The organism is Companilactobacillus alimentarius DSM 20249, assembly GCF_002849895.1.
In the GTDB taxonomy this organism is placed as follows: domain Bacteria; phylum Bacillota; class Bacilli; order Lactobacillales; family Lactobacillaceae; genus Companilactobacillus; species Companilactobacillus alimentarius.
On the sequence record NZ_CP018867.1, the window covers coordinates 1931845 to 1949466 of the forward strand.

A 17622-nucleotide genomic window follows, 5' to 3' on the forward strand; every position below is an offset into this window, starting at 1 on the left:
TGAAACCTTTACATTTGTTATGGTACTAGTTGAACTATGGTTTAAGTCAAGAAAGGAATTAATTGAATACGAAAATCAATATTAAGTAAGTAAGGTTAAGCCCGAGGTTTAACGAAAAAAACTATCTATAAATTTTAATTTATTTTTAGTTAGATAGATTTACGTGAAGTACTTTCAGTTGTCGTATTCCTTTTCTTCAAATATTCTTTTCCATAATAGACTACATAGCAGGCAATCAGGAAAGGAATCATATAAAAGAGAGCTGAACGTTGGTTAGGATCAAAGACAATCAAGACGCAGGATAAAAGACTCATGATAAAAGTAGCCCAAGGAACAACTGGATACCAAGGCGTTTTGAACTTTAATTCCGAAAGAGAATGTCCTGATTTGAGAAAACTCTTCCGAAAGTTGATTTCAGAAAGAGCAATTGCCATCCAGACGATAACGACAGCTAATCCAGAGATGGAAACGAGGACTAAGTAAACTGTTGATGCAGCTACAACGCTGGAAACTAAGGCGAAGATTCCTCCAATCATACTGAGACAAAGGGCCAACATTGGAACGTCGTGGGAGTTAGTTTTGGCATATTTTAGAGGAATCATCCCTTCATTAGCCAGAGACCAAAGCATTCTGGTTGAAGCATAGAGTCCAGAGTTGGCAGCGGATAAGATAGCGGTCAAAACGACAAAATTCATTAGGTCGCCAGCAAAGGGTAAGCCAATGCTTTTGAAGACGAGGACAAAGGGGCTTTGATTAACTCCAGCTTTTTGCCAAGGAATCAAGGCTGACATAACAACGATACTACCGATGAAAAAGATAGCTAAACGTAATAAAGTCGTGTGAATTGCTCGAGGAATATTTTTTCCGGGATCTTTAGTTTCGCCAGCAGTGACGCCGATTAATTCTGTACCGGAAAAAGCAAAGTTAACAGTCAACATGGTAGTAAAAACAGCTTTGAAGCCGTTGGGAAATAGACCATCCTTGAAGAGATTGGTAAATAATGGGGCGTGATTGACACCTTTGATCGGAATGATACCAAAAATTGCTAAAAAACCGACGACTATAAAAACTACGATGGCAATAACCTTGATACTTGAGAATCAAAACTCTGTTTCAGCGAAGAACTTCACGGATAGGGCGTTAGAAATAAAGATGACGGCCATAAACAGAGCACTCCATATCCAAGTTGGAGAGTTAGGAAACCACTGGCGCATAATCAATCCAGCTGCAGTAAATTCCGAACCTAATGCTACAGTCCAGGTCAACCAGTACAAAATGGCTACGGTAAAACCTGTTCCGGGTCCAATGTAATTTTTTGCATAGACGTGAAAAGAACCGGTCTCAGGCATGGCAACGGATAACTCGCCTAAACAAAGCATGACTAAATAGACCACGATTGCTCCGATCCCGTATGCCAAAATTGTGCCAATAGGACCGGCTTCATGGATAGTGTAACCAGAGCTCAAGAAGAGTCCTGTTCCGATAACGCCACCTAAAGAAATCATGAATAAATGTCTAGCTTCCATGTTTCGTTTTAATTTAATATGAGTCTTTTTTGAAGTTTCCACGTGCGACCACCTTGTATAATCTTTGAGATTAGAATAAAATTAGAAAAGTTTAATTTTTATAATAAACTACATTATTTTGTATGGCAAGGTACTAGTAGTATGGGAGATGTAAATGTGAGTGATTTAATTTCAAAAGATTTGGAAAATAAAAAAGGTTTAGTTGTCGATGGGGCTATGGCGACCGAACTGGAGAAGCACGGTGTTAAAACTGATAATGACTTGTGGTCGGCAACGGCTTTGATTGAGAATCCAGAAGCCATTACCGCCGTTCACAAAAGTTATTTTCAAAATGGGGCTGACATTGCCATCACCAATACTTATCAAGCTAATGTAAAAAAGTTTATGGAACTTGGTTTAAGTGAAGAAGAAAGCAAGAATTTAATTGTTAAAGCTGTTGAATTAGCAAAAAAAGCTCGCAGTGAATACTTTGCGACACTTTCAAAAACAGAGCAATCAAAGAGACCATATCCGTTAGTTGCAGGAAGCGTTGGACCTTATGGAGCTTTTTTAGCTGATGGCAGTGAATATCGGGGCGATTATGATTTGACTGAGGCTCAATACCAAGCTTTTCATCGTCAAAGAATGGAGTTATTGGATTATGCGGGAGTGGACTTGTTTGCTTTTGAGACGCAACCTAACTTTAATGAAGCTAAAGCACTAGTTGATTTATTGACGGTTGAGTTTCCAGAACAACATGCATGGCTGACTTTCAGTGTCAAAGACAGTGAGACTTTATGTGATGGAACATCGCTATATGAAGCAATTCATTATTTTGACAATATTGAACAGATTTCAGCCATTGGAGTCAACTGCACTACTTTGGAAAATATCGGGGACATTGTTAAAAATATTCGTTCGGTGACAGATAAGAAGATTATCGTTTATCCAAATAATGGCGACATTTATGATCCAGTTACCAAAACTTGGCAAAAAAATCCTCAAGCAGATACTTTCAGTGATTTAGTACCAACTTGGTTGAGCGCTGGGGCTGATTTGATTGGGGGATGTTGTCGAACAACACCAGATGATATCAAACAAATTTCAAGAATCGTTAATCAATAAGATTAAAGACAAATACCCGAGATAAATCGCTAGTAACGATCTATCTCGGGTATTTATGTAATATTGGAATTACAGTATTTATTTAACGATATTAGTTTTGATTCGATCCATTGGTACTTCACGTGGAACAAATTTTTCAGAAGTTTGACCAATTGTTAAAGCGAAAACACCCTTGAAACCAGTGGGTAAGGTTTGGTTGGGAATTGATCCAACACAGGACATGTTATAATTAGCGCCGAGTCCTTGATTTTCAGCGGCTAATTCCATGTTGTGGGCAATTGCACCAGCAGAAATATCTTCCATGGCATCAGGATCCTTAGCAGATACGACGATAACGGTTGGAGCGTTATAGATACCGCTCATTTTATTAAGAATCTCAGAATTTTGAATGACGGTTAAACGATAATTGTCATATTCGCCCATACCAACGGGACTAGCATTGCCAGCCAATAAAATTTTATGAAGTTGTTTGTCAGTAATTTGACCGCTATATTGACGAACAGCTTTTCGTGAAATAATCATTTTCTCAGTTTCCATATAAAATCAACACTCCCTCACTTTTGTTTATAATTCTATGATAGTCTTTTTTAGATGATATTAATTGCTTAATTAACATTTAGAATAAAACTTATGCGAATTAATATAAACTGCCGTCGTCCGTTTGAATAGTGCTGTTATTAAAAAGCATATGTCTGAATCTATCTAGATAAAAGAGGAAATCTAGTCGGGAGCAAAATCCCTGTGATGGCTCAATAGCCAAATTATTCTTAGCAACTTGTTGCTTAGAATAAGACCGAGTTTTGAGATTTTGCGAACTGTGCAAAAGCTCAAAATCGTGTCGGCTATGTTCCAGCCAATCACAGGGATTTTGTGGACGACGGCATCCTTATAATAAATATAAGAATCATAAACAAATTCCAAATTGATTTTTTTTACGAAATTTGAGTATAACAGTTTCATTTTTTTTAAAAGTCGTATAAAGTTAATAGTATAGTAAATTAGAAGAATATTAAAAATTAATTAGAGGGCACAATATGACTGAAATAAAACATTTTTATGAAACATTTCATCCAGCACATTATGATATCTATCTTGATATCAATCGTGGCACTAAGAAAATCTCAGGTACAACTAAGATCAATGGTGACGCTCAAGAAAAAACGGTTCTAATTCATCAAAAGTATTTGAACATTCAATCCGTTGAAGCTGACGGGGAAGATGTTCCTTTCAAAGTTGATGATGAAAACGAAGGTATTCATATTGAACTCGAAAAAACCGGTGAAACTACTTTAACTATCACTTATGATGCTAAATTGACAGATTCAATGATGGGTATTTATCCCTCATATTATGAATTGAATGGCGAGAAGAAACAGATTATCGGAACACAATTTGAAACGACTTTTGCTCGTCAGGCTTTCCCATGTGTCGATGAACCTGAAGCTAAAGCTAAATTTGATATTGCTATTAAATTCGACGAACAACCTGGCGAGACAGTTTTGGCTAATATGCCAGAAGTACGTGAAGAAAATGGCGTACATTACTTTGACACAACTGTTCGTATGTCTACATATTTGATTGCATTCGCTTTTGGTGATCTTCAATCTAAGAAAACTAAGACTAAGAGTGGCGTTGAAGTTGGAGTATTCGCTACTAAAGCTCACAAAGCTAAGGAATTAGACTTCACACTTGATATTGCTAAACGTGCAATTGAATTTTATGAAGATTTCTATCAAACACCTTATCCACTTCCACATTCATGGCAATTGGCACTACCTGACTTTTCAGCTGGTGCAATGGAGAACTGGGGCTTGGTAACTTATCGTGAAGCTTACTTGTTGCTAGATCCTGACAATACTTCAATTGATACGAAGATGTTAGTGGCTACTGTGGTTACTCATGAATTGGCTCACCAATGGTTCGGTGATTTGGTAACTATGAAGTGGTGGGACGACCTCTGGTTAAATGAAAGTTTCGCCAACATGATGGAGTATGTTGCAGTTGATGCATTAGAGCCTGACTGGCACGTTTGGGAAATGTTCCAAACATCAGATGTTCCAGCTGCTTTACAACGTGATGCTACTGATGGAGTACAATCCGTGCACGTTGAAGTTCAAAATCCAGCTGAAATTGACGCCTTGTTTGATTCAGCTATCGTTTACGCTAAGGGTGCTAGAATGCTAGTAATGGTTCGTGCCTTGTTAGGAGACGACAACTTACGTAAGGGCTTGAAGATGTACTTTGAAGCTCATAAGTACAACAATGCCAAGGGTAGCGATCTCTGGGATGCCTTAGGTAAAGCTTCTGGCATGGATGTTGGTAAGATTATGAACTCATGGCTAGAACAACCTGGTTATCCAGTTGTATCTGCTAGTGTAGTTGATGGCAAGTTGACTTTGTCACAACAACAATTCTTTATTGGTGAAGGAAAAGAACTTGGCCGTCAATGGCAAATTCCTTTGAACAGCAATTATGATGCTGCTCCTACAATTATGGCTGATAAAACCATTACTTTAGGTAATTACGATAAGCTACGTAAAGAAAGTGGCAAGCCATTCCGCTTGAACGTTGGTAACAACTCTCACTTCATCGTTAAGTATGATGAGACTTTACAAAAGGATATTTTTGATAATATTGAAACAGTTGATACCATTTCACAACTTGGCTTACTACAAGATCTTCGTTTGTTAGCCGATGCTCGTCAGATTTCATACGCGGATGTTGTTCCAATGCTTGAAGGCTTCTCTGAAAGTGAATCTTCAACTGTCACAGCCGCAATGTATCGAATTGCTAATAATTTGAAGAAATTTGTGAAACCAGATAGCGCTGAAGAGAAAGCTTTGCAAGCCTTTTATGATAAATTAAGTGCTAAACAAGTTGCCCGCTTGGGATGGACACCTAAGGATAATGAATCAATTGACGATCAATTGACAAGACCTTATGTTTTGAATGCAGCTTTGTATGCTAAGAATGAAAAAGCAGTTGTTGCAGCACATGATTTATTTACTGCCAACAAAGATGATTTGGCCAATTTGTCAGCTGATATTCGTTACTTAGTTTTGAGAAATGAAGTTAAGAATTATGGCAATGAACAATTAATCAACAGTTTGTTGAATGAATATAAGACAACTTCTGACCCAAGTTATAAAGATGATTTGTCAGTGGCTATTCCAAGTACAACAGATGCTAAATTGATTGGTGAGATTGTTGATAAATTTGAAGATGCCGATACAATTAAGCCACAAGATCTACGTTCATGGTATCGTGGATTGTTGAACAACGATGCTGGGCAACAAGCTGCTTGGGATTGGATCAGAAATGATTGGCAATGGTTGGAAGATACCGTTGGTGGCGATATGGAATTTGCTACTTACATTACCGTTACATCGAACTCCTTCCATACGCCAAAACGCTTGGAAGAATTCAAGAAGTTCTTCGAACCTAAGATCAATACACCAGGATTGACTCGTGAGATCACAATGGATATCAGCATTGTAGAAACTAAAGTTAACCTAGTCGAAGATGAAAAAGAAGCTGTTAATGCAGCAATTGCTAAAGCTTAATAGCTTGATATTATTAAATTGAAATCACGCTTTTTTTGAGTATTAAAGAAGGCCCGTATAATAGCCGTCAAGACTATTATACGGGCCTTTAATTATGCCTGAAATTGTATTTAATATAGTTTTAACTATAAAATTAATCTAGCCTAACAAAAATATTGTACCAGTATTAAGTATATGCTATTGTATAGATATGGCGAATATCGCCATGGAATGGAGGCTCTTTATGCTTACAGTTAAGAACCTCACTGTCGCTTATGATGACACACCAGTATTTTCTGATGTTGCCGTTAATTTTAACGCGGGTAAGATAACTGGAATCATTGGACCGAACGGTGCAGGAAAATCGACCTTGATCAAAGCTATTTTAAATTTGATTAAAGTAAAGCAAGGTCAAGTTGATTATGACGGAAAGTCAATTAAGTCAGTACAAAAGAGTATTGCTTACGTTGAACAGAGAAAGGATCTCGATTTAACTTTTCCAATTGATGTCTTTGATTTGGTATTGACAGGAACCTACGGAAAGTTAGGCTTGTTTAAAAATCCTGGGAAGACAGAAAAACAAGCTAGTCGAGAAGCTTTAAAACAAGTTTCCTTGAGTGAATTTTCTAAACGCCAGATTGGGAATCTCTCGGGTGGACAATTACAACGGGTCTTTGTAGCTCGGGCAATCGTTCAACAAGCCGAGATTATTATTTTGGATGAACCTTTTGTCGGAATTGATCTTCAAAGCGAAACGGCAATCATGTCGATTTTAAAACAATGGCGTGACGCTGGAAAAACTATTATCGTTATTCACCATGATTTGAATAAAGTTACGAAGTATTTTGACGACTTAGTAGTCTTGAATCATGGAATCGTTGATTTTGGACCTACAAAAGAAGTTTATAATCCACAAAATATTGAACGAGCCTTTAGTGCAGATCTTTCTTCGGTCCTTTTTACAGGAAAGGCGGGTGTGCAGTGATGGCATCATTGATGGAATTCTTTCAAGCGTTAGGTAAGTACGATTTCCTCCAAAGTGCTTTATTGACAGCAATTATGGTTGGAATCATGTCAGGAATTATTGGTAGTTTCATTATTTTACGAGGGATGTCGCTGATGGGGGATGCCATTTCCCATTCGGTGTTACCCGGAGTTGCTGTGGCGTACATGTTAGGAATTAATATTTTGATTGGTGCCTCAATTTTTGGAGTGCTCGCCGCATTATTGATCGGTTTCGTAGCTTCAAAAAGTAAGATTAAAACTGACACATCTATCGGAGTCGTCTTTAGTGCCTTTTATGCATTAGGATTCATTTTGATCTCGATGGCTGAGAGTTCAACTAATCTACACCATATTTTATTTGGAAATATCCTAGCCGTAAGTGATTCTGATATCATGACAACCGCAGTTGTCTTAGGAATCGTGATTCTATTCGTAGTTACTTTCTATAAAGAACTTTTGGTAACATCATTTGACGCTACATACGCAAGGACTTATGGTCTCAATGTACAGTTGATTCATTATACTTTAATGCTAGTTTTAACATTAGTAACTGTTTCTGCTTTACAAACAGTAGGAATTATTCTAGTAGTGGCAATGCTTATCACACCAGCAGCTACGGCCTTTCTTTGGACGGATAAATTAGGCGTGATGCTTGTTTTGTCAACGATAATTGGAGCAATTTCCTCCATTATAGGATTGTTCTTTAGTTACACCCTAAACTGGGCTTCCGGTCCAGCAATTGTCATAGTTGCAGCAGTATTGTTTGCTTTATCGTTTGTACTTTCTCCCAAACAGAACTTCTTTAAACTGAAAGGAAGTGTCACACGATGAAACGAATTCTAGTTACCTTTATAGCGGTAGTGGCAATGATAAGTGGCGTGTACTTCTTTTTACATGGACGAACGAGCACAATGCAAACGAATAATAATAAGTTACACATAGTAACAACTAATTCAATTTTAGAAGATATGGTTCAAAACGTTGGGAAGGATCGCATCGAGCTTTACAGTATTGTAAAAAGAGGCACTGATCCACATGAATATGAGCCTCAACCGACTGATGTTTCCGCAGCAGCCGATGCTGATATAATTTTTCACAATGGTCTGAACTTAGAAACTGGCGGTAATGGTTGGTTTAATAAACTGGTAGAAACTTCACACAAAGAATTTGATAAGGAAGTTTTTTCAGCTAGTGAAAATGTTAAAGCTAAACATCTGACAACTAATCGGGATGAAGAGGATCCACATGCATGGTTGGATCTGTCCAATGGAATTAAGTATGTTCAACTGATTACACAAGTGATGAAAGAAAAAGATCCACAAAATGCTCAGTTTTATCAGAAAAACTCTGATAAATACATTGCTAAATTGGATAAGTTACATAAAACAGCTCAATCTAGATTTATAGATATTCCACAATCAAAACGACTCCTAGTCACATCGGAAGGGGCCTTTAAATATTTCTCAAGCGCTTATCACGTAACTCCTGCATATATTTGGGAAATAAATACTGAATCACAAGGAACACCAGAACAAATGGAAGAAGTCTTGAGTAAAATTAATCAATCAGAGGTCAAGAGTTTGTTTGTAGAATCATCAGTTTCACCGAAATCAATGAATAAAGTATCTAAAGAAACTGGTTTGAAGATACATTCGAAATTGTTTACCGATTCATTAGCTCAAAGCGGCAGTACTGGCGACACTTATTATTCTATGATGAAATGGAATATTGATAAGATTCACGAAGGACTGAGTAAATAAGCCGAAAACAAAATATTTTTGACTCAAATAAACAGTATTTATTTTCTAAGTACGTAACTGCTTTGACGTATAAAAACGAGAATAAATGCTGTTTTTTTTGCTTTTATGATACAAGTTTAATTAATAAGTCAGTTATGTCTCAGGTTTTATTTATCGGAGTTTATTTTTGATGAAATAAAATATATACGGTCTATAATAGAAATAGTGAATAATACTTTTTTATTTAAGTAATCAGAAAATATATATTTATTTTATTGGGGAGGGTTAATATGAAAAAGAACATTTTAGTGATATTGTTTTTGGCATTACTATTAATAGTAACTAAAAATAATCAACAAGTGGTTAAAGCAACACCACAAATGGATGCCCTACAAGAAGCACAAACCGGTTTAAGTGAAGCACCAGATAATCTAGGATTGGATGGTGATCAGTTCATAGTTGGGGATCTTTCAGGGTACGGTAGTGCTAAGAATAGTGCTATTCTACAAAACTCTTCTAGTCACTCAACAGGAACAACATATGATCCTTTAAGGGCTATCAGAATGACCAACTATATAAATCAACAAGGTTCGATTTGGTCTAATGTTGACGAAGGCAATTTTGTGGATATTCAAAAGAAACAAACTTTGTCATTGTGGATGTATTTTGGACCAGCGCAACATATCAATAAGAATGATGGTTTTGGTGATGGGATGGCCTTTGTTTTACAAAATCCTAGTAACGGAACTACATCCTTTTCACATCGTGGAACCACAATAGGAACTGGCGAAACTTTAGGTGTCTGGGGGATAGACGATAATAACAAGACTAGTGATCCTGCAACTATTGCTAGTACAGCTATTCCTAATAGTTGGGCTTTGGAGTTTGATACTAATGCCAATAATTCTGAAACATCAGGGAATGACTTTGATGAGGGGATTTCTGGACAACATATTGCCTACGCTGATCCCGCTTCTGCAGATACTTATGCTCGACACCATGATCTTCTTAACATTTTAAATAATACTAATTATTTTTCTATGAATCATCAAGGAATCCAAAATGTAACCTTGCATGATGGAAAATGGCATCACTTAACTATTTCTTGGAATCCTAATACTTTTAAAATTACGTATAAATTTAATGATAAGAACCCAGATGGCTCAAAGGGAAGTAATCCAATAACATATACTACCGATAAAATTCAGGCGACTGAGTTTGGTGGACACTCTGCGTTGAGTAGCAATAAATTGCAATGGGGTTTCACGGCAACAAGTGGTTCTGCTTATGAAGCTAACTTGATTGCTTTTGAATCCATTCCTTCATCTGTTGAAGCTGAAGTAAGTTCTGATGTTAGTGATTTGACGCAAGATAAAACTATTACAAGCGATAGTACGAATAAAGATGTTAATGCTGGTGATAAATTGAGCGTTAATTATCATTTGAAGTACGATAGTGGTAGTGATAAATGGCTTAATAATGTGGCAACGATAAAATTGCCTAGCAATGTAACTTATACCAATGGTGATAATAATCAGATCGTGGGTTATATTACTTATGATGATGGCAGTAAAGAACCTTTGTATACTAGTGAAATAGATAGTTCAACTAACACCTTAACTCATACAATAGGTAAAGATTTATCTTCCAGTTCGCCTAATAGTGCAACGATTTCTATTAATGGGACTGCTAATGATGTTACAAGTGATACCAAAGTAGCTTCCGTGCGGACTCAATTCGAGAGTGATAATTTAATTACGGATGCTGATACGCCTGAATTTACTATTAAGAAATTAAAACCAATCAGTTTGAAGTTGAATCAAAGCAATATGACTGTGGATAATAAGCAGGATGCTAATTTAACAGGTACTGTTTCATATGATGACGCAAGTGCTGTCGACAATTCACAAGTAACCGTTCATACGAATTTAAACGGCAAAGATCTAAACAGCTTTAAGATGTCTGATAGTAGTAATGCAAGCAGTGCAACTAGTGGTCAATTGAATTTCACTATAACTACTGATGAGTTGACACAACCTATCAACACTTTGAAAGTTTATGTTGAAGATGATGATGGAAATATTTCATCCACTTCAACAGTTAAAATTACTAAAAAGGGAAGCTTATCCTTGAGTGTTAGTGATTATTCATTTGGCAGCATTAATCAAGCTACTCCTACCGGTTTGATTTCACGCAAGGGAACTTGGAATATTGTTGTTTCTGATGGACGTGAAGAAGGTACGACTGATCCGTGGAATTTATCAGCCGCATCTACTGGTTTAACCAACGGTGATAATGCGTTTAAGGGTGGCTTGATTTTCAAAGACTCCAATGGTTCAGAGCAAACATTATCAGGTGAGAGCGCAGTGGAGATTGCAAAAGGCTACAAGACAATTACTGGCGATGAGAAAACTAACATCGGTCAATCTTGGAATAGTTCAGAGGGAATTATGCTAAAAACTAACGGACTTAATACTAGTGGCAACTATTCGGGAACGGTCAATTGGACTTTGTCAGAATCAATTTAAAATAAAAAAACTCAAAAACTTAGCATATGAGGGCTAAAAGTTTTTGAGTTTTTCTTTGAAATGTCTATAATACTATGATTTTTTGATTATTCAATTTATTTGCTCCATCAATTGAACAATGAAAAAAGTCAAACGAAAAAACGGTCAGTGTGATAACCATCTTAGATGATTAACGCTCTGACCGTTTTAGTGATTAAACCTAGTTGTTATTTCCAAAAATTTGAATGATACTTAAGAACAAGTTGATGAAATCAAGGACTAGGTTAACTGAAGCAAGTAAAGCAATGGCACCAAGACTCTCCGATGTTGCGTTGTTTTGATAAATACGTTTGATATTTTGAGAATCAAAAGCAATGTAGAACAAGAAGAGAATAACGATAACGCCACTTACAAGCATCATCAATGGAGTGCTCTTGAAGATCAAGAGATTAATAGCTTCGACGGCAATGACGGAGATAAGACCGATCATTAAGGTCCGACTCCACTTAGTCAAATCTTTCTTGGTAACGAAACCGATGAAAGCTGAGACAATAAAGATTGCTGAAGTGACAGTTAACGTTTGGATGATACTTTTAGCGGAATAGATATAGAAGATAGGTACTCCGATAAATGATAATGTAAACAAGAATCCTACGTAACTTAAGAATGTTAAGAAGTAAGATCTTGTTGCGAAACGTCCACAGAGACTAATGAAGGCGATAGGAACACCAATCATTAAAATCATGGAAATAATACGATGGTTTGCCATACCTTGGAAAAGTGCCATGGATAAGGCTGTGTTTTTAGCGATTGCTTGAGCACAAATCATCCAAAAAGCAATTCCCAAACCGGTATATAAGTAAACTAGTGATGTAAATCTCGCTAGACCGGTGGCTTTAACTTTATCTATACTTTGCATATTTTCCTCCTCATTTACTACTAATATAATTGTACAATAGAATAACATTTCTTAGTAAAATTAAAAACCACTTTGAGAATAATTAAGGTTAAAACCACTTGTGACAGTATTTAGACCACTCAAGCAAATGTGCTGTATTTGAGCGTTTAAAAGTAGTGTAATACTAATAACGAAAGGGTTGTTCGATGTGAAAATAAAAGTAGATCTTTCACCACAATATTTCGAAAAAGAGATTGTGATTCATGCGGATAAAAATGATGGCGAAGTTAAACAAATTTTGCATAGTCTAAAAGAAATTGAGACTAAATTTCATAGTCTGAATGGTTATTTGGATGACACAGTTTATTCGTTACAATTAACCGATATTTTATTTTTTGAAACTAACGATCGAAATGTTTACGCACATACGAAAAAGAATGCTTTTTTGATACATTATCGTTTGTACGAACTGGAAGAGAATTTACCGGATAATTTTCTACGAGTTTCTAAGTCATGTATCTTAAATACTGATGAAATTCTTTCGTTGACGCATTCGGTTACGGGAAACGTAGTTAAATTCCGAGATACTTACAAGCAAATTTACGTTTCTCGAAGATTCTTGAAGAATTTGAAAATTAAATTAAATCAAAGGAAGGTTTAGATTATGAGAAATAAAAATGGAATCTTTTGGGGCTTGTTTTTACTACTAAGTGCGGTCATTCTAGTAGTCAGCCAGATGCACCTTTTAACATATACTTTGAGCTTTTGGACAATCGTCTTTTCTTTATTCTTGTTGGCAGTTCTAATTAAAAGTTTAGTTTATTTTTCAATACCAGGAAGCGTTTTTTCCCTAGCTTTTTTGGCAATACTTTATGCAAAACCATTAGGTATCACTAATTTAGTTCCTTGGACAATTTTAGGAGCTGCTTTGTTAGTCTCAATGGGGTTGTCTCTAATTTTACGCCCACTTCTTTTTAAACATCGTCCATGGTTCAATTATAAAAAAGGTTATACCAGAGGACACCATGGTCCATTTGTCAGTTTCGATTACAATGCAGAACCTGATATGAAGACAGTCGACGCACCTGATGTTGATGTGTATGTAAAAATGGGCAATAGCGTAAGATATGTGAAATCTGACGATTTCCAAACAGCCAATGTTGACGTTAACATGGGAGAGGCAAAAGTTTATTTTGATCATGTGACTGTAAAAGATACTGCTGAGATTAATGTGAACGTGTCATTAGGTGGCGTAGAGCTGTATATTCCGCGTGATTGGAATGTGGTTAAAAATATTAATAATAATATGGGAAATATTACAGAAAACGGCACTTGCAATATAAATGGCGATGATCCCGACGTAGTTATTTCTGGATTAGTTTCCTTAGGTAATTTGAAAATTAATTATATTTAGGTATTGTTGATTTTATAACACTAATACAGTATTAACTCGCAAGTCCAAATACTATCTATATTCTTCCAAAATAGTAAAATCATAATTAAAAACGAGTGATAAGCGGGGACAAGTAAATGGAAAATTTCACGATCTACAATGAAACAATTGATGAATTGCCGATTATCATAGATTTGCCACACAGTGGTGTAGAAGTTCCCAGTGGGATTCGAGAAAAAATTATTCCTGACAGATTATTACCTAACGTGGATTGGTTTTTACCCGACTTATATAGTTTTTTACCACAAAATGGTTTTACGACATTACAAAATAATATACACCGATATGTGGTAGACCCTAATCGAAGTCTTAGGATGACTGATTCTACTGGTGATTATCGCCACGAAGTTGTTTATAGTAAGAATACTTTTGATAAACCACTTTATCAAAGAGAATTGACATCTGACGAAATCAATCAGCGGATAGAATCGTTTTATAAGCCTTACCATCAACAGTTACAGAAATTAATTGATCATAAATTAGAGAAGTTTGAAAAAATTTATTTGTTCGATTTACATAGTTTCGCAAAATATCCGCATGAAGATGTGACAACGGCTGATGTGGTACTTGGGAATCATTTTGATAAAACTTCTAGTATAAAATTACGTGAGTTTATGACTGAACAATTCAGTCATAAAGGTTATTCAGTCTCTAATAATTTTCCCTTTTCAGGTGGATACATCACGCCCCACTATGGTCAAAACCCTCAGGTAGAAGCTATTCAAATTGAGTTGGCATATCATATGTATATCGAGAATCGCTATTTTGGTGAAGAAGAACTCACTGGCGTAGATGCGGGGACCTTCACAACTGCTAAGAACAGTTTACAAAGTATTTTTATGGAATTACTTAATCAAATTCTTTCTGAATAAAAATAGTTAAGAGAGCGGACATGGTCGGCATTCGGGCTTTAAGTCAAATGAGCCAAGGTAATCGTACTTTGATTACCTTGGCTCATTTGTTTTACTATTTTTGATAAATTTTATAGTAAATTAATGTTATTTTCTGCACATTTTTCACGAAGATCTTCAGGCCAAACAGCCGCTTGAACTTCACCGACGTGAGCTTTACCAAGTAATAGCATGCAAAGTCGAGATTGTCCGATACCGCCACCAATAGTGTATGGCAATTCTCCGTTTAACAAAGCCTGATGGAATGGCAATTTGGCACGGTCTTGTGCATGGGCCATCTTTAATTGTTCCTTCATTGATTCTTCAGAAACACGAATACCCATACTTGAAATTTCTAGGGCATGTTGTAAGGGTTCATACCAGAAAAGAATATCGCCATTTAATTTCCAATCATCATAGTCAGGAGCACGGCCGTCATGACGTTTACCACTCTTCATAGGTCCACCGATTTGCATTAAGAAGACACAGCCAAGTTCTTTACAGATAGCATCTTCACGTTCTTTAGGTGTCTTGTCAGGCCATCTGTCTTCTAGTTCTTGAGTTGTAACGAAGTGGATTTCATCGGGCAGGTGATGAACAGCCTTAGGAAATTTGTACCAAACCTCGTGTTCCATATGCTTGATAACCTTGAAAATTTGCTTAACGGTATTTTCCAAAGTTTCAGTTGTACGTTCATCCTTAGCAATAATTTTTTCCCAATCCCATTGATCAACATAAATGGAGTGGATGTTATCAAGATCTTCATCTTTTCGGATGGCGTTCATGTTTGTGTAAATTCCTTCGTGCATGTCGAAGTCGTAACGTTTCAAAGCTAGACGTTTCCATTTGGCTAATGAGTGAACAATTTCGATAGTTTCATCGGGGATGCCCTTCATAGTAAAGGATACAGGGGACTCGACACCATTTAAGTTGTCGTTTAAACCAGTACCTTTTTCGACCATCATTGGAGCAGATAGACGTGATAAATTAAGTTCCTTACCGAATTCATCTTGGAAAGTTTCACGGATATATTGGATAGCCTTTTGAGTTTCTTTGACAGATAGTTTTGGATCGTAGTCCTTAGGTATAATTAAGTTCATTTTGATTCCCCCATAATTTAAATTTTTTAATTAATGCAAAATAAAAAAGTCTTTCATCTCAGTTATTAAATTAATAATAACTGGGACGAAAGACTTTTCGCGGTACCACCCAAGTTGCCTATCTCAAAATAGACCACCTCAATAAGAGCACAAGCATGCTCCACCGATGGTAACGTACCGGTTAACGTCTGTACTTACTTTGGCAAAGCCATTTTAGCCAGAAACATAAGAAAGTGTTTTTCAGAAATTCCATTTACTGTTTGGGTTCTCACCATTCCCAATTCACTGTCAGTGTGAAAAATCTTACTCGTCTTTCTTGTCGTTTTTATCTTGTGACACTTATATTAGCATTAAATTTGAAAATGTAAATACGAAAATTTGATAAAAACTAATTTTAGAAGTATGAATTAGAATTACTCTAATGTAGGAAAGCGTAAAAAATGATTTTAAATTTATATTTTAGGCGATGCCCATAAGTTGCCAAAGTGGAACACAAATGAGTAAGCCAATGATATTTAAAAACATATAACCAATAGACGATTTAGCCATAGCACCACGTGAAGCCATGCTATCTTGAACAGCAGCACTACCTGTCAGAATAGGAGCGTTCATGTAAGACAAGAGCCAAACATTAACACTAGTTGTAACGATAATAGCGATAATTGCAGGACTAAAACTCATTTGTGAAAAGAATGGAAGTAAGCCGATAGTGATTAAAGTACCTGTCGAGATCAAAGAAACAACGACAAACTTGCATAGGTAAATAATAATAGGCAAAACAATTACGGTAATATAGATATTTCCGATAATTGGAGAAATAGCTGGAGCTAAGATTCTTCTTAACCAAGTTGTTAAACCAGCTGATTGCATAACATTGCCTAAAGCCATAACAGTACCGATAAAGATAATTGTGTTCCAGCTTAAACGAGTCTTGAAATCTTCAGGAATCAAAACCTTCAGAGCAACTAGAACGCTGACACCGATAATGGCGGTAACAGCGGCTGGAATATTGAAAACTGATTCCAAAATCCAAAAGACGATAGCAACCAAGATAACGGCTGCGGTAATCTTTTCTTCACGTGACATTGGCCCTAATTCATCCAATTGTTTGGAAATGAACTCTCGAGAAACGGGTTTATCATCTTTGGGCTTGAATAGGAAGGTCAATAAGAAGTAACCACCAATCAAAATAATAATTGTCCAAGGAATCATCATAATGAACCAATTACCCCAGTTCAATTGGGCCTGAGCTTTGGCAGGTAAGAGTCCTTTGAAAGCATAGTTTTGTGCTGTAGCACTTAAGAAACTGGCTTCAGTAACGAAGAACCCCCAGAGTGCTGCGAGAAATAGTCCAGAACTGCCTTTACCAAAGGGTTTGTAGCCTAGAGCATTACTAATTCCCTTGGCAATGGGTGTACTCATTGCAGTTTTGGGATGAGCGCTAGGAATCATGGGTGCAATAATCGTTCCGGCTGTGAAAAGTGCTAAAGTTTGACCTCTAAAATTAGCTGGAAAGAAAGTCATAATCTTTAAAGCAATTCTTTTAATTAAACCAGTTTTGGTAGCAGCGGCACCTAAACCTAAACCACCGATAATGATCCACATTGTTGTCGTTGAGAAAATTTGATAGGCAATTTCAAATTTAACGGCGCCTAAAACGACCCAAGAGGAAAGCATCAATAAGCCAGTAGCAAAACTAGGAATAACGTTAAAGATCCAGAAAATATTGGCTGTAACTAGTGAAGCTAGAACAATCATACCTGCATGAGTTAGACCATGAGGAGTTGGAATAAAGAAGGTAATAATAACTCCAAGAACGATCCCAACTATGCCGGCAATTAACTTTTTGTGTTTCATA

Annotated in this window: 13 protein-coding genes, 1 pseudogene and 1 other annotated feature; of the genes and pseudogenes, 9 read left to right on the plus strand and 5 right to left on the minus strand. The window is 36.4% G+C overall.

Annotation, left to right across the window (positions count from 1 at the left end):
- Window positions 1-149: 149 nt before the first annotated feature.
- A pseudogene (locus LA20249_RS09250) lies at window positions 150-1526 on the minus strand (amino acid permease).
- Window positions 1527-1682: 156 nt separating this feature from the next.
- On the opposite strand from LA20249_RS09250, the gene mmuM reads away from it, so the two are divergent.
- Window positions 1683-2630 (plus strand): homocysteine S-methyltransferase, encoded by a 948-nt coding sequence (gene mmuM / locus LA20249_RS09255; protein ID WP_057738490.1) that lies wholly within the window; start codon window positions 1683-1685, stop codon window positions 2628-2630.
- A 78-nt stretch (window positions 2631-2708) separates the two neighbouring features.
- Here the strand turns inward: mmuM and LA20249_RS09260 are convergent, their stop codons facing one another.
- Window positions 2709-3167: a nitroreductase family protein gene (locus LA20249_RS09260; protein ID WP_057738488.1), complete on the minus strand. Its 459-nt coding sequence runs from the start codon at window positions 3165-3167 to the stop codon at window positions 2709-2711.
- 497 nt (window positions 3168-3664) lie between these two features.
- Here LA20249_RS09260 and LA20249_RS09265 point away from each other — a divergent pair, with 497 nt between their 5' ends.
- The 5 genes from LA20249_RS09265 (at window position 3665) to LA20249_RS09285 (ending at window position 11444) form a co-directional block, all read left to right on the plus strand.
- Window positions 3665-6193, plus strand: coding sequence for a M1 family metallopeptidase (locus LA20249_RS09265; RefSeq protein WP_057738486.1), 2529 nt, complete (start codon window positions 3665-3667; stop codon window positions 6191-6193).
- 223 nt (window positions 6194-6416) lie between these two features.
- On the plus strand, window positions 6417-7157 hold the full coding sequence (locus LA20249_RS09270; protein ID WP_057738484.1) for a metal ABC transporter ATP-binding protein: 741 nt from the start codon (window positions 6417-6419) through the stop codon (window positions 7155-7157).
- The gene (locus LA20249_RS09275; protein ID WP_057738482.1) at window positions 7157-8008 is read left to right on the plus strand and encodes a metal ABC transporter permease; all 852 of its coding nucleotides are present in this window, start codon (window positions 7157-7159) and stop codon (window positions 8006-8008) included. The genes LA20249_RS09270 and LA20249_RS09275 overlap by 1 nt, the downstream gene beginning before the upstream one ends.
- Window positions 8005-8937, plus strand: a complete 933-nt coding sequence (locus LA20249_RS09280; RefSeq protein WP_057738480.1) for a metal ABC transporter solute-binding protein, Zn/Mn family — start codon at window positions 8005-8007, stop codon at window positions 8935-8937. Before LA20249_RS09275 ends, LA20249_RS09280 begins: the two co-directional genes overlap by 4 nt.
- A 269-nt stretch (window positions 8938-9206) precedes the next feature.
- On the plus strand, window positions 9207-11444 hold the full coding sequence (locus LA20249_RS09285; RefSeq protein ID WP_057738478.1) for a lectin-like domain-containing protein: 2238 nt from the start codon (window positions 9207-9209) through the stop codon (window positions 11442-11444).
- Between the two features lie 199 nt (window positions 11445-11643).
- On the opposite strand, the gene LA20249_RS09290 is transcribed toward LA20249_RS09285, so the two are convergent.
- Entirely contained in the window at window positions 11644-12342 is a 699-nt protein-coding gene (locus tag LA20249_RS09290; RefSeq protein ID WP_057738470.1) for a Bax inhibitor-1/YccA family protein, read from the minus strand.
- Between the two features lie 187 nt (window positions 12343-12529).
- Between LA20249_RS09290 and LA20249_RS09295 the strand changes: the two genes are divergently transcribed.
- From LA20249_RS09295 to LA20249_RS09305, 3 genes are all read left to right on the plus strand, one after another.
- Window positions 12530-12982 carry a LytTR family DNA-binding domain-containing protein gene (locus tag LA20249_RS09295; protein WP_057738468.1) on the plus strand — a complete coding sequence of 151 codons (453 nt, stop codon included), beginning with the start codon at window positions 12530-12532 and terminating at the stop codon, window positions 12980-12982.
- 3 nt (window positions 12983-12985) lie between these two features.
- A complete protein-coding gene (locus tag LA20249_RS09300) occupies window positions 12986-13735 on the plus strand; it encodes a LiaF transmembrane domain-containing protein (protein WP_057738466.1) in 750 nt (249 codons plus the stop codon).
- Between the two features lie 116 nt (window positions 13736-13851).
- The gene (locus tag LA20249_RS09305) at window positions 13852-14646 is read left to right on the plus strand and encodes an N-formylglutamate amidohydrolase (protein ID WP_057738464.1); all 795 of its coding nucleotides are present in this window, start codon (window positions 13852-13854) and stop codon (window positions 14644-14646) included.
- A gap of 110 nt (window positions 14647-14756) precedes the next feature.
- Here the strand turns inward: LA20249_RS09305 and asnA are convergent, their stop codons facing one another.
- Window positions 14757-15764, minus strand: a complete 1008-nt coding sequence (gene asnA / locus LA20249_RS09310) for an aspartate--ammonia ligase (RefSeq protein WP_057738462.1) — start codon at window positions 15762-15764, stop codon at window positions 14757-14759.
- Between the two features lie 78 nt (window positions 15765-15842).
- Window positions 15843-16093, minus strand: a binding site (T-box leader).
- Window positions 16094-16223: 130 nt separating this feature from the next.
- Window positions 16224-17621, minus strand: a complete 1398-nt coding sequence (locus tag LA20249_RS09315) for an SLC13 family permease (RefSeq protein WP_057738460.1) — start codon at window positions 17619-17621, stop codon at window positions 16224-16226.
- Window position 17622: the final 1 nt, after the last annotated feature.